At 72.9% G+C, this 12633-nt stretch carries 12 protein-coding genes; 8 read left to right on the forward strand and 4 right to left on the reverse strand.

Going from position 1 to position 12633, the window contains the following annotated elements; genetic code table 11:
• Positions 1-375, reverse strand: coding sequence for an STAS domain-containing protein (locus EV189_RS19375; RefSeq protein WP_231116589.1), 375 nt, complete (start codon positions 373-375; stop codon positions 1-3).
• 589 nt (positions 376-964) lie between these two features.
• Positions 965-1498: a MarR family winged helix-turn-helix transcriptional regulator gene (locus tag EV189_RS19380; RefSeq protein WP_165400403.1), complete on the reverse strand. Its 534-nt coding sequence runs from the start codon at positions 1496-1498 to the stop codon at positions 965-967.
• Positions 1499-1659: 161 nt separating this feature from the next.
• Here EV189_RS19380 and EV189_RS21050 point away from each other — a divergent pair, with 161 nt between their 5' ends.
• The 4 genes from EV189_RS21050 to EV189_RS19400 all read left to right on the forward strand — a co-directional run bounded on the left by EV189_RS21050 (position 1660) and on the right by EV189_RS19400 (position 4489).
• Positions 1660-3204 carry a methyl-accepting chemotaxis protein gene (locus EV189_RS21050; RefSeq protein WP_130494664.1) on the forward strand — a complete coding sequence of 515 codons (1545 nt, stop codon included), beginning with the start codon at positions 1660-1662 and terminating at the stop codon, positions 3202-3204.
• 5 nt (positions 3205-3209) lie between these two features.
• Complete coding sequence (locus tag EV189_RS19390; RefSeq protein WP_130494665.1) at positions 3210-3464, forward strand: hypothetical protein; 255 nt, start codon at positions 3210-3212, stop codon at positions 3462-3464.
• Positions 3465-3565: 101 nt separating this feature from the next.
• Positions 3566-3973: a hypothetical protein gene (locus tag EV189_RS19395; RefSeq protein WP_130494666.1), complete on the forward strand. Its 408-nt coding sequence runs from the start codon at positions 3566-3568 to the stop codon at positions 3971-3973.
• Between the two features lie 3 nt (positions 3974-3976).
• Positions 3977-4489 (forward strand): GGDEF domain-containing protein, encoded by a 513-nt coding sequence (locus EV189_RS19400; protein ID WP_130494667.1) that lies wholly within the window; start codon positions 3977-3979, stop codon positions 4487-4489.
• Between the two features lie 261 nt (positions 4490-4750).
• On the opposite strand, the gene EV189_RS21185 is transcribed toward EV189_RS19400, so the two are convergent.
• Positions 4751-4921: a histidine kinase dimerization/phospho-acceptor domain-containing protein gene (locus tag EV189_RS21185; RefSeq protein ID WP_407938164.1), complete on the reverse strand. Its 171-nt coding sequence runs from the start codon at positions 4919-4921 to the stop codon at positions 4751-4753.
• A 284-nt stretch (positions 4922-5205) separates the two neighbouring features.
• Here EV189_RS21185 and EV189_RS19410 point away from each other — a divergent pair, with 284 nt between their 5' ends.
• Positions 5206-8073, forward strand: coding sequence for a virginiamycin B lyase family protein (locus EV189_RS19410; RefSeq protein ID WP_130494669.1), 2868 nt, complete (start codon positions 5206-5208; stop codon positions 8071-8073).
• A gap of 244 nt (positions 8074-8317) precedes the next feature.
• Here the strand turns inward: EV189_RS19410 and EV189_RS19415 are convergent, their stop codons facing one another.
• Positions 8318-9442 (reverse strand): hypothetical protein, encoded by a 1125-nt coding sequence (locus EV189_RS19415; RefSeq protein ID WP_130494670.1) that lies wholly within the window; start codon positions 9440-9442, stop codon positions 8318-8320.
• 115 nt (positions 9443-9557) lie between these two features.
• On the opposite strand from EV189_RS19415, the gene EV189_RS19420 reads away from it, so the two are divergent.
• The 3 genes from EV189_RS19420 (at position 9558) to EV189_RS19430 (ending at position 12425) form a co-directional block, all read left to right on the forward strand.
• A complete protein-coding gene (locus tag EV189_RS19420) occupies positions 9558-9875 on the forward strand; it encodes a hypothetical protein (RefSeq protein WP_130494671.1) in 318 nt (105 codons plus the stop codon).
• Positions 9876-10232: 357 nt separating this feature from the next.
• Entirely contained in the window at positions 10233-10739 is a 507-nt protein-coding gene (locus EV189_RS19425; RefSeq protein ID WP_130494672.1) for an STAS domain-containing protein, read from the forward strand.
• 6 nt (positions 10740-10745) lie between these two features.
• Complete coding sequence (locus tag EV189_RS19430) at positions 10746-12425, forward strand: putative bifunctional diguanylate cyclase/phosphodiesterase (RefSeq protein ID WP_130494673.1); 1680 nt, start codon at positions 10746-10748, stop codon at positions 12423-12425.
• The last annotated feature ends 208 nt before the right edge of the window (positions 12426-12633 follow it).

Genomic DNA, 12633 nt, shown 5'->3' on the forward strand with positions numbered 1-12633 from the left:
TCACGACGGGGCTTGGGCGACGGCGTCGTCGACGCTGGCGTAGAGGGGGAAGACTCGCTCCAGGGCGGTGAGCTTGAGCAGCCGCTTGGTCATCGTGGTGCCGGGAACGATGGCGAGGGTCCCGTGGAGGGCGGCGAGCCGCTTGTACGTGCCGACGAGCACGCCGAGCGCGGTGGAGTCGAGGAAGGTGACGCCGGTGAGGTCGAGCAGGACGTCGGTGTGGCCTTCGGCGGGGAGGTCGATCAGCCGCTGGCGCAGTGCCGGCGCGGTGGCGGCGTCGATCTCCCCAGCGACCGTGAGGACCAGCCACGCGCCGCGCGGGGTCGCCATCATCGACAGGGCGCCCTCACTGTCCGAGCGTCCGCTGGTCTCCACGCTGCGTCCTCGCCCTCGTCGCGGGGCGGGGGATGCTCCACTCGGCGCCGCGATCTTAGGGGTGGAGTTGTCGCCCGACAACCGCGCGGAGTGCGTCAACGACGGTCACGGGCAGGGTCGGTGACGGTGAGCCGGCTCCGCGGTGACCTTGACGAGGCGCGGGAGGTGCAGGGCGTGGCGGGGTGCGGAGGCGCGCACGGCGGCGACAGCTTCGTCCCGTGCCTTTTGCCGGGGACTCGGCATGGTCGACGTTCAGCGAGATGCAGACGACACGGTCAGGGTGGAGGTGGGCGGAGGGCCAGGCGGTGTCCAGGTCGTCAGCGAGCGCGTCGAGCGCTGCGACGGTCTCCTCGATGTCGCAGCTCTCGGGCAGCCGCCACTGGACTCGGGCCCGCCAGGTGAGCATGAGCGTCTCCTTCTCCGTCGTGGTCGCTGTCCGGTGGGACCGCAGAGGGGGTGCTCGACGGCGCCTGCGTTCGGCGGAGATGGGGAGGGCGAGGACGTTGAGGGCGCCGGCGCCCGTTCCCCTGGTTGTGCGCAGCACGCGCTGCTCCGGGCCCGGCGGGGAAGTCCTGCTGGGCCGGCGGCCCTAGAGCTCGCGGTCCTCGCGGTGCTCGCGGAGGCCGGTGCCGGGTCTGGTGGTGGGGAGGTGGTCGAGGATCCAGGGGTCGAGGACGGCGCCGAGCAGGTTGGCGAGCGCGACAGCGGTGCCGCGTCCGAGCCGCCCGAAGGCTTCGCTCATGAGGGGCCGGACGATCTCGACGGCGTGGGCGAGGACGGGCGAGGCGGCGGGGGTCAGGTCGAGCCACGTTCGCCTGCGGTCGTGCTCGTCGCGTTGCCGACGGAGGAGCCCGGCCTCCTCGAGGCGGTGGGCGAGCCCGGTGACGGCGGCGGGCTGCACTCCGAGCAGGGCGGCGAGCGTGCCGGACGGCAAGGTTCCGTGCACGGCGAGGACGTAGAGCGCGTGGACGTCGAGCGGGAGCAGCCCGAGCTCGTCCGCGGCCTGGTCGACGCCGGCCCGCACACTGTTCGCGGCCAACAGGGCGAGGTAGCCGAGCTCGAGGCCGTTGTCCGCGACGATGGGCTCGGCGGCCGGAGTGTCTCGGGGCAGGGCGGCCAGCATGCTAGTTCTCTCGTCAGCAACCATCAACGGGTGAAGCGTCGACTCGCCCGCAACAGGAGCATCGGCCTCGTGATGCTTCAGCGGTGAAGCTCTCCGGGGCACCCTGGCTCAGGTTGCCTCCTCGGGTGCCGACCTTGGGGTTACCCGCCCCAGGAGGATGCATGTTCGGCAGACGAGGCGCCCCGGCTACCGCGTCGACGGCGCAGCCGCGCGACGTGGAGGCGTTGGAGGCAGTGGTCGATGCGCTAGCCGGCGACATCAGCGACCTGCAGGAGGCGCGGGCGCGGATCATCACCGCGCTCGTCGATGCGCTGGGGCTGGCCTACGGGGCGCTGTGGACGAGGAACTCCGACGGGCATTTCAGCCTCGTGGCGGAGACCGGCGAGCTCGTCGCGCCGATGGGCGCCGCAGCGGACGGGGCACGGCTGATCCCGGCGGACGCGGGGATGCTCGGGGCCGCGGTGTCGTCCCGCCGTGCGGTGAGCGTGACAGCGGAGCCGGAGCCGGGCACGCACTGCGCCCGGTGGCGGCACGCGCGTGGCCTGGGCATGGTCGAAGCAGCCTGCGTACCGGTCATCTCTGACGGCGCTGTCATCGCGGTCATGGAGTTCTTCGGCGGGAGTGCCTTGCCGGAGTTCGCCAGCGAGAAGTGGGCGTCGATCGTCCGCATCGGGCTCATGGCCCGCGACCACGCGATCGACCGCATGGCCCTGCGCGACATGCTGCACGACCGCGCCGCGCTGACCGAGGTCGTGAGCAGCGTGGGCGACGCGGGCACCGAGCACGAGGCCATCCGCATGGCGCTCGACAGCGTGCGCAAGGCGTTCGGCTGGGCGTACGGCTCGTACTGGGCGCTCGACGACCGGGAGCAGGTGCTCCACTTCTCGCTGGAGTCCGGCTCGGCGGGGGAGGAGTTCCGGCGGGTTACGCTGTCGGCGTCGTTCGCTGAGGGTGTCGGACTGTCCGGGCGTGCCTGGCAGGCACGTGACCTGGTGTTCGTGCGTGACCTGGCCGAGATGACCGACTGCGTGCGCGCCCCAGCCGCGCAGCGCGCCGGGGTGAAGTCGGGGATCTGTTTCCCTATCCTCGACGGCCGAGACGTCATCGGCACGATGGACTTCTTCGTCACCGAGACCATCGAGTTGTCCGAGTCGCGGGCCGCAGCGCTGCGCAACGTGCAGCAGCTGCTCTCGCAGCGCCTCGCGGTCCTGCGCCGTACGGAGCGTGACGCCACCAAGGCCGTGCAGCTCCTCGACACCGTCACTCAGCTGCGTGAGGCCTCGATCGAGGCCGGGCATGTCGCGCAGCTTGCCGCGGACGGTTCGAGCACCATGACCACCCATGTCGCAGCGCTGGCCGAGGCCTCGAGCGCGATCGGCGAGATCATCAAGATCATCACGGGTATCGCGGAGCAGACCAATCTGCTCGCCCTCAACGCCACCATCGAGGCTGCCCGGGCCGGTGAGGTGGGCCGCGGGTTCGCCGTCGTGGCCAACGAGGTCAAGGACCTGGCCCGCGAGACCAGCGAAGCCACCTCACGCGTCGCGACCCAGATCGCCGCGATCCAGCAGACCAGCGAGACCGTCGCCCAAGGAATCCACGGCACCGGCCAGACCATCGGGCAGCTGGAAGGCGTCCAGCTCCGGATCAACGGGATCCTCGAGGAGCAGGCACGCATGGCCGCCGAATTCGAGCTCAGGAAGTAAGCCGCGTGGACGGTCCGCAGCCGGTCGACGCCCTTCACCTCGACGCCATCCGCACGGCCGTCGCGATGCTGGGGCGGGCCAACGAGAGTGACTGGCACGCCGTGCACGAGCTGTGGGCCGCTACCGGTGACGGCGAGCAGCTGGAGCTGGTGATGACCCTCGCGGCGGCGGCGGTCGCGCTGCTCGGGGCAGCGCACCCGGAAGGGCACACGCAGGAGCTCATCGGGCAAGTTGCGCTGCAACTAGCCTCGCGCTGGTGAGCGGCACGCGGGCGGGGGAGGGCGAAGGAGCAGTGACCTCGGAGGATGTGCATGCGCGCCCGGCACCACCATGACCTGACCGGGGGCTTCTGCCCGGAGGGTTGCGGGCCTTCCAGTTCGGCGCGTCGATGGTCGTCGTCTGCGCGGCGCTCGTCGCCCTCACCAGCGTCGTGCTGAATGAGGCGCTCGCGGACAGAACACTCGCATTGGCCACCGAGTGCATCGCGGTGCTCCTCGCGGCCGTGAGCCTGCTACTGCCGTGGGAGCGTCTGCCTCCGCCGGCGCTGCTGCTCTACCCGGTGCTGGTCGTCGGCCCGCTCGCGGTGGCCGAGCAGGGGTCCGCCGCGTACAACGGGCTGTTCACCATCGCCGCGACCTACACCGGCGTCACCCAGCGACGCTCCATCGCCCTGGCAGGTGTTCCCGCGCTCGTACCGTTCGCCGTGCTCGCCAACGACGGCGTGACCCGCGAGCTGCTCGCCCGGCTGCCGGTCTCGCTGGCCGTCTAGACGATGCTCGCCTTCCTCCTCGCCGACCTCGTCGACCGCCACCGCCGCCTCCGCCAGACCGAGCAGGACGCCGCGGAGACCGACCCGCTCACCGGCCTCGCCAACCGGCGACGACTCGACGGCTGCCTCGCGGTCCTCCAACCCGGCGATACGCTCGTCATGCTCGACCTCGACCACTTCAAGCAGCTCAACGACACCCACGGGCACGAGGTCGGGGACGCGGTGCTCGCCGACTTCGGGGCAGTACTGCAAGGGGCCCTGCGCAACGGCGACACCGCCGTCCGCTACGGCGGAGAGGAGTTCCTCCTCCTGCTTCCCGCAACCAGCCTCGACGGCGCCCGACTGGTCACCGACCGGCTCCGCTCCGCGTGGTCGGCGGCGCGCCCCGACTCCACGTTCCCCACCGGGATCGCCCTGCATCAGGGCTCAGACCGCCCACAGCACACCCTCCGCCGAGCCGACCAGGCGCTCTACGAGGCCAAGCGGCGCGGCCGCAACCAGACGGTGACAGCCTGACGGCTGACGTCTAGACGTCGCAGGCGCTGCCCGGCGTGCGGCGGGTGGCCGAATGAGGAGTCGCCGGCGCGTCGCTCGCACGCGACCCCTCCTCGCCAGGTGCACGCACTGGTAGCGAAGCCCGAAAGGCGCGTCGGCAGCAGCGGCGAGCGGTCCGCGGTCAGGCGGCAAGCCGATCGTCGTGCCGCAGGTGCTCCGCGAGCTCGGCGAGGCGTACCGCCCCGCCCGCGGCCACCAGGATGAGATCACGCTGCTGCTCGCTCAGCGGCCCGCCAACTCGTCGAGAAGCGCTTCGAGGTAGCCCTGCACGGCCGTCAGCGGCGTCCTCAGCTCGTGCGGCCCGGCTGCAGCCGGCAGCAGACGGCGTCGTCCACCTCGCCCACCACTACCCCCGGGTGCTCGTCGTTTCCTCGTCCTTCGGATGACAGCCATCACGGAGCGCAGCGCCGATCCGGCGAGGACGAAGTCCTGGTCAGCGGCGCGTGCCAGCAGCGTCCGCCCTGAGACGCCGCTGCTGGCAAGCGCGCGACCCGCCAAGAGGGCGACAGAGGATCGGTGGCCTCAGGGCAGGTCGGAGGCAACCGATGTTGCGGTGAGCCGGCCGGCGTGACCGGGCGCGGGGGACCGCTTCATCGGAAGGACACGGGACGTTGAAGGACGAGACGAGCAGGCGTGGGGCGCGGCGCTCGCCGCGGGCAGGGCGCAAGGTAGCCGGAGTGGTCAGCGCGGCGCTGCCGCTGGCCGGCCTCCTCGCGGTGCAGACTCCGGCCTGGGCCGCGACGACCACCCTCTACTCGACGGGGTCGGGGTCGTGCATCTACCAGGGGGCGTTCGACTCCCAAGGCAACTACTACGGCGCCGACGAGTGCAAGAACCGCATCGTCAAGCTCGACCCCTACGGCAACCTCGACGTCAACTGGGCTGTGCTGCCCGCAGGGTCTGTGACTGAGGGCATCACGGTGGCTCCCGACGGCACCGTGTACGCGCCCGACCAGGCGCACCAGTACGTCGTCAAGGTGAGCCCGCTCGGTGTCGTCAACGCCACCTGGGTCCAGCTGCCGGCGAATGCCTACGCGCAGGAGCTCGTCCTCGACCACGCCGGCAACCTCTACGTCGCCGCGATGAGCGCCAACGAGATCGACAAGATCGACACAGCGACCGGTCAGCTCACCACGTTTGCGACGCCGACCGGTCCGTACGGCCTGGCGTTCGACTCCCAGCAGCACCTGTGGAGCGCCAACAACGGCGGCGACTCGATCACCGAGTACGACCTTCAGGGCAACCTGCTCAACACCTACCCCGTGCCCCTCGGCTCGAGCCTCGAGGCCCTTGTCGTCGCCCCCAACGACGACGTCTACGCCGCGGCATGGCGTGGCGGGTTCATCTCCAAGATCGACGCGAACGGCACGTTCACGCAGGCGTGGGCGACCGTGAACCGTCCCGCCGACCTCGACATGGACTCGCAGGGCAACATCTACGCCAGCGAGTCCACCCGCGCTGGCGGCCTCACCAAGATCGACCCCAGCGGCGCCGTGACCGCGCAGTGGGCGACACCGTTCCCGGCCTCCTCGTGGCCGATCGGCGTCAACGGCTCGCCGACCGACGACGTCTACGTCGCCCTCGACGGCGGCGGCGTCATCATGGCGCCCGCGGACCCCACAGCGCCCGGCGCTCCCACCTCGCTCGTCGTCAGCCGCGCCGACCGCGGGGCGCACCTCTCCTTCCAGTCCCCGGTGCGTACCGGGCACTCGCCCATCACCGGGTACGAAGTCTCGACCGACGGCGGCACCACCTGGACCGCCCTGACCACGTCCGCCCTGACGGGCGCGCTCACCGCCGACCTGACCGGGCTGACGAACGGCACCACCTACACCGTCCGCGTCCGCGCGGTGAACGCGATCGGCACGGGCCCTGCCACCGCGTCCGCCTCCGTGGTCCCCGCTCTCGGCCGCGCAGCGACGCCGACCGCTCCGGTCGCGGTCGCTGGGACCTCCTCGGTGACGGCGTCCTGGGCCGCGGTGCCTGGCGTGACCGGCTACACCGTGACCGCGCACCCGGGTAACGGGACGTGCGCGACGCACTCCGCGTCGGACACCTCGTGCGTGTTCGGCGCCGAGGCCGGGGTGCCGACGACCTTCACCGTCGTCGCGCACGACCCGAGCAGCTCGGACTCGGCCCCGTCGGCCGCGTCGAACGCGGTCGTGCCCGCCGCTCCTGTGGCCCCGGCCACGGTTCCGGCCAACGTCCCGGTCACGCTGACCACGGACAAGGGGCAGATCGCGCTCGCGGTCCCCAGCCAGCAGATCACGGTCATCGGCACCGGGTTCGCGCCGTACTCCACGGCCAAGGTCATGGTCTACTCCAGCCCGATCGACCTCGGCACGGTCACCACCGACGCCAACGGCAACTTCTCCGTCCCGGTCACCGTTCCGGCGTCTCTGGAGGCGGGGCACCACACGTTCCTCGCGACCGGTGTCGACCCGCAGGGCGGGCCCCGGGCGATGGAGCTGCCGGTCACCGTCCCGCCGACCACCGCGGGGTCCACCGGGGCGAACACCGGCACGCAGCAGACCGTCCTCCCCGTCCCGACCGGCGGGGCGATCACCCTGCTCGACGGCAACGGCGCGCCCGTCACGACCATGACTGTGGCGGAGGGCACCTACGCCCTCGATGCTTCCACCGGAACCATCACCTTCGTCCCCGTCGCCGGGTTCGTCGGCACCGCCCACCCGGTGACCTACCGGTTCACCGACGCCCTGGGCTCGATCGTGACCGGCACCTACACCGCCGTCGTCACCGGCACCGCGAGCACCGGGTCCGGTGCCGCCAGCGCCGGAAGCAGTGGCACGACGGGCACCGGCACGACGGGTACGGGCAGCACCGGCTCGGGTGCGACGGCCAAGCCGGCGACCGGGGGGACGGCTGCCGTGCACGTGTCGGTGGCGGCGCTCGCGGTCGCGACCGGCGCGACCGCGCGTGCGACGGTTCCGGTGCGCTGTGCCCTGAACGCTTCGACGGTGGGGGCGTGCACGGTCACCCTGACCGCGACCGTGTCCGGCCGGCATGAGGTCATCGGCAGCGGCACCGTCAAGGCCCGGACCGGCGCCCGCACCGTCATCACGCACGTCCGGCTCAACGCCCTCGGCCGGGCACTCGCGAACACCGTCGGCGGCGTGACCGCGACCGCGACCGCGTCAATCACCCCCCGCGACTCCCGGGCAGCGGTGACCGGCAGCCGCGCCACCCGGGTAGTGCTGGAGCACGTGACGCTCGCCCCGGTGTACTTCTCGTCGGACTCGAGCAAGCTCACCCCTGTCCAGGCGCGGATGCTGGCCGGTCTGCGCCGACACCTCGTCGGCGTCACCGGCGTGACGGTGGTCGGGCACACCGACGACCGCGGCACCGCCGCCTACGGCATGTGGCTCGGGCAGCGCCGCGCCGCGCGCGTCGCCGCCGCCCTCACCGCCGGGCTGCACCTGCACACCGTCGTCGAGACCAAGGGCGAGGCCGATCCCAAGGCCAGCAACGCCACCCCCGCCGGCAAGGCCCTCAACCGCCGCGCCGACATCACCGTCACCTACTAGCACCACCAGCACCGCGAAGGGCCGCCCCCACCCCGGGGGCGGCCCTTCTCGCCGCCACCGTCCTCCGTCCTGAGGCCGTACGGAAGCACGTAGAGGGGGAGCCCGACGTGCGCGAACAGCCGCAAATCGGCATGAGAGTGCGTTGCCTGAGGGCGTGACATGGCCGTCGCGGTTGGGCCTGGTACGTGTTGGAGGGGGTGCGAGTCTGCTGGTCCGCGACCGTCCAAGCGTGGGGCCGGGTGCGCTAGCGGCCGGTCAGGTGGAAGGCGCGCGTCGAGGCTGCGCGCGACCCGTAGGCGGTCGGCGGCTGCCTTACGCGGTAGACGTTCGTGCCGGCGTGCGGGGTTGCGAGGACGCGGTACGTGCAGCCGGCCAGCCACTCCGGCCCGCGCTGGAGGTGCACCTGCGTCCTGCCGACCGCTCGCCAGGCGCGGCCGACCTTGCGCTGGAGTTGCGGCCGCGCGTCGCGGCACGCCCACCCGGCCCGTCCGGTGATGGCGACATCGGTGCCCGCGCGGACGCTCGTGCGTGCCGCCCGGGCGGTGACCGAGCCGGCGTACGGCGCGACGGGCGAGCACGTCTGCTCCCCGCGGCGCCCGGTGCCGACGACGGACTCGTCGCCGCCCAGCGGGCGGCGCAGGACGACGGAGGAGCCGGGTCGGCTCCGCGGGTAGGCCCACCGCACCGTCCCGTCGACGCCCGTGCGCACGAAGGTGCCCCAGGGGTGCGGGTCGCAGTACTCCCAGGCCAGCACGCCGATGCGCAGCCCCGGCACCGGCCGGTGCGTGTCCCGCGTACGGGCGACGACGCGGTAGACGACCGGGCTGCCGGCCTTGACGGGCAGGCGCGTCGCGGGGACCAGCGACAGCACCACCGGGTCGCTGCCGCGGACGACGACGGGCGGGACCGGCGGCGGGTCGAAGCGATTGTCGCCGCCGTCCCCCTCGGGCACGATCCCCACGGTCTCGACGTGCCAGGTGCCGGCCTGCGCCGCGGTCACCGGGACCTGAGCCGTCCACGTGCCGTCCACCGGCGTGCCTGCGCTCAGCTGGAGCGGCGCCTGCAGGTCGCTGCTGGCGATCTCGAGCGGCCCGGACCGGACCAGGCGCACGCAGGGGCAGGTCGAGGTCGGCTGCTCGTCCCCGGCCTCCAGCTGCTGCAGGGCCGTGCCGACGCGGACGCCGGCCGGGTTCGAGAGGTGCACGCTCACCGACAGGTGACCGACGTGCGCGCCGGTGAGCGGAGCGGTGGGGGCGCTGAGCGCGACCTCGTGCAGCCGCGTCCCCTCCGAGGTGTCCGCCTCGGCGTGCGGGGCGACGAGCGTCAGCGGGAGCAGCAGGGACGCCGCGAGCATCCGGGTCTTCTTCACGGACAGGGGAGACCCTGGTCGAGCGATCCGGTTCACCAACGCCCCGGGACGTGTGGCGGAGCAGATGAGTAGTCCCGCTCAGGCGCGGTCACCCTCGTCGCGGCAGCCTCAGGACATGACCTCCCAGCACGCACTGTCCCCGGAGATCCTCGCGGCTCTGCCCCCCGGGCCCCCTCTCCCGCTCCCGCCGTCGACGCACCGCCGACGACGCTGGTGGCAGGTCGTGCTGGTAGGCGCGGTCGGGGTGGCCGCCGTCCCGGCGGCGACGGTCGCGGGCTTCCTCGGATCCATCATGGTGAGCGGCTGCCTCATGGGTGCGTGCCACCCGCCCTCGGGCGAGCAGGTCCAGGGGTACTGCCTCCTCGCGGTGGCCGCTCTGCTCCTGCTCGCGCCGGGCCTGCTCGCGACCGCGCTGTGGCGCAGCGCTCGCTAGGTCGTGGTGCCTCTGCCGCTCATGCTGCTCGGCATCGTGGTGCTGCTCCGGAGCTCCTTCGACCCGCCTCGCCGCCTCCAGGACGACGATGGAGGCGATCCGGCCTGGGACGCTCCTCCGACGTCGTCCATCGCCCGCTCCTCGACGACCAGAGGCGGCTCCGGCCGGGGGAGGTGGCGGCCAGCGGGTCGGGTCACCCCATCGAGGAACTCGTTCCCTTCCACGCACTCGTAGGTGGAGGTGGAGGTCGAGAGGGAGGGCCCGCGGCACAGCGTCGCGCCCCGGCGTACGCTGCACCCAGGTCCCAGTGCGGGACTGAGCCCCTCCGCTCGCGGAGGGAGACAGGCGGACCGTCCGATGGACGACCAGCCAGACGGCTTCACCCAGGTCCGGGTGCTCGACGAGCCCGGGTGCCTCGTGCTCGAGATCAGCGGTGACGCGCCCGACCGCCGCATCGCGGAGTTCCGGGCCGATGTCGGAGGCGCTGTCACCGGACGACCCGACGGTCTCGTCATCGACCTCACGCGCCTGCGCAGCTGGGAGCACGAGGCGCAGGGCTTCCTGCTCAACCTCGTCCGCCGTGAGCGGCACCGCGGCAGGACGGTCGTGGTGCGCGGCCTAAAGGGCACCGCCGCCGCCCAGGCGCAGGCGAGCGGGATGCGGCTGCTGATCGTGCGGGGTTCCGGCGAGCCGGGCCTGCCACCCGCCCAGCTGGTGGCGGCGTCCGCGGCGACAGCCCCTGCCGACGTCGAGCGTGACCCGCGGACCCACCGGCCCAGCCGGCACACGACCTGCAGGTTCGGGCACCCCGGGGTGGCCGGCTCGCCGCGCTGCGACGAGGGTCACCTCGTCCTCCCGCTCTAGCCCCGGGTGGAGCTGGAGGACTGGTCCGCGCTCGCCGAGGGCCTGGGCGACAACCCCGGGGAGGGGGTCGTGCTGCTGCGGGCCGTACCCGACGGCAGCGGGGGTACTGACTTCCTGCACGAGTACGCGAACGGTGCGACGGAGCGGGTGATGCGGCAGGGCCCCCTCGCGGGGGTGCCGCTCTCCGCCGTCCTGCCCACCGGCAGTGGGCCGCTCCTCGCCGCGCTGCGCCAGCTGCAGCTGACGGGGGGCCGCTGGGAGGGTGAGCTGCCCTGGCCCAGCAGCGCCGATCCCTCGGGCTCCCCCGGGACGTGGGCGGTCGTGTGCGTGGCCGTGGGCAGGGAGCGCTACGCCTGCCAGTACCGCGACGTCTCCCCGCAGCGCGAGGCTCTGCGGGCGCTCGCCCACGACGCGCTGCACGACGCCCTCACCGGGCTCGCCAACCGCCGCCTGTTCGAGGAGCGGGTGGGTCGTGCTCGTGCGCGGCTCGCCAGGCACCGCGCGCCCCTCGCCCTCGTGCTCTGCGACCTCGACGGCTTCAAGGAGGTCAACGACCGCCTGGGGCACGCCGCCGGCGACGCTCTGCTCCAGGAGGTCTCCCGCCGCATGGAGGCGGCGCTGCGCCCCGAGGACACGGTCGCCCGCTTCGGCGGCGACGAGTTCGTCCTGCTGTTGGAGGACCTCCCCGACACGGTCGTCGCGCCTGTGCGGGCAGCGGAGCGGGTGCGAGCGGCCGTCGGCGGGGAGTACGTCCTGGAGGGGCGCGCCGTCCACCTGACGCTGTCCCTCGGCGTCGTCACGACGAGCTCCCCGCTGCCCGCCGAGGAGCTCCTCCGCATGGCCGACACCGCGCTGTACGAGGCGAAGCGGAGGGGCCGTGACAGGACGGAGGTCTTCAGCCCCCGTCTGCGCGAGCACGCCTCGCTGCGGGCAGACGTCGCCGACGAGCTGCGCCGCGCCCTGGCCCACGGCGAGCTGGTCGTGCACTACCAGCCGAAGACGGAGCTGGCGACAGGGCGCATCGCCGGTGTCGAGGCCCTCGTGCGCTGGGAGCACCCGCAGCGCGGCCTGCTCCTGCCTGAGGACTTCCTGGAGGCCGCGCTCGACAGTGGCCTGATCCTCCCGCTGGGCGCGTTCGTGCTCGACCGGGCGTGCCGGGACGTGCAGGGCTGGCGCGGGGGCGAGGGTGTCCGGCTCCAGGTCAACACCTCGGCCGAGGAGGTGCTCCACCCGGGCCTCGTCGGCGCCGTCAGCAGTGCCCTGTCCGGAAGCGGGCTCGACCCCGGCCGGCTCGAGCTGGAGGTGACCGAGACCAGAGCCTTCGCCGACGTCGACGCCGCAGCCCACCAGCTGGACCAGGTAGCCGCCCTCGGCGTCACCTTCGCGCTCGACGACTTCGGGACGGGGGCGTCCTCGCTCGCGTGGCTGCAGCGCTTCCCGGTGAGCTGCGTCAAGATCGACCAGTCCTTCGTGCGCCACCTCGCCACGAGCAGCACGGACGCCGCGATCGCGGCGGCCGTGGTCACCCTCGGCCACGCGCTCGGGCTGCAGGTCGTGGCCGAGGGCATCGAGGACGCCCGGCAGCTCGAGCTGGTCACCGCGCTGGACGTGGACCTCGGTCAGGGGTTCTACCTGGGACGACCGGCCAGCAGCGCCGAAACCGAGGCGTTGCTGCTCGCGCGCTGACGTGCGCGCTGCTGCAGGCACGGTACGGCCCCGACATCGTCCCCCGACTGTCGCTCATCAGGAGCGGACTTGCCCGCGCGACGTCCGCTCACCGGCACCACGGGACGTCCGGGCGCGTGCTCGACTCGTTCCCTCGCTTCCCGGCCCGAGGCGGACGGAGGTCGCCCGTTGCTCCGCCACGTCGGAACGCCCGGCTGCTCAGGACGAG

The sequence above is a fragment of the Motilibacter rhizosphaerae genome (assembly GCF_004216915.1).
GTDB lineage: Bacteria > Actinomycetota > Actinomycetes > Motilibacterales > Motilibacteraceae > Motilibacter > Motilibacter rhizosphaerae.

Coding starts and splice junctions, on each gene's coding strand:
- EV189_RS21050 (WP_130494664.1), top strand. CDS start 1,660: ATGTTCGGCAGACGAGGCGCCCCGGCTACCGCGTCGACGGCGCAGCCG.
- EV189_RS19400 (WP_130494667.1), top strand. CDS start 3,977: ATGCTCGCCTTCCTCCTCGCCGACCTCGTCGACCGCCACCGCCGCCTC.
- EV189_RS19380 (WP_165400403.1), bottom strand. CDS start 1,498: ATGCTGGCCGCCCTGCCCCGAGACACTCCGGCCGCCGAGCCCATCGTC.
- EV189_RS21185 (WP_407938164.1), bottom strand. CDS start 4,921: ATGGCTGTCATCCGAAGGACGAGGAAACGACGAGCACCCGGGGGTAGT.
- EV189_RS19425 (WP_130494672.1), top strand. CDS start 10,233: ATGGACGACCAGCCAGACGGCTTCACCCAGGTCCGGGTGCTCGACGAG.
- EV189_RS19420 (WP_130494671.1), top strand. CDS start 9,558: ATGACCTCCCAGCACGCACTGTCCCCGGAGATCCTCGCGGCTCTGCCC.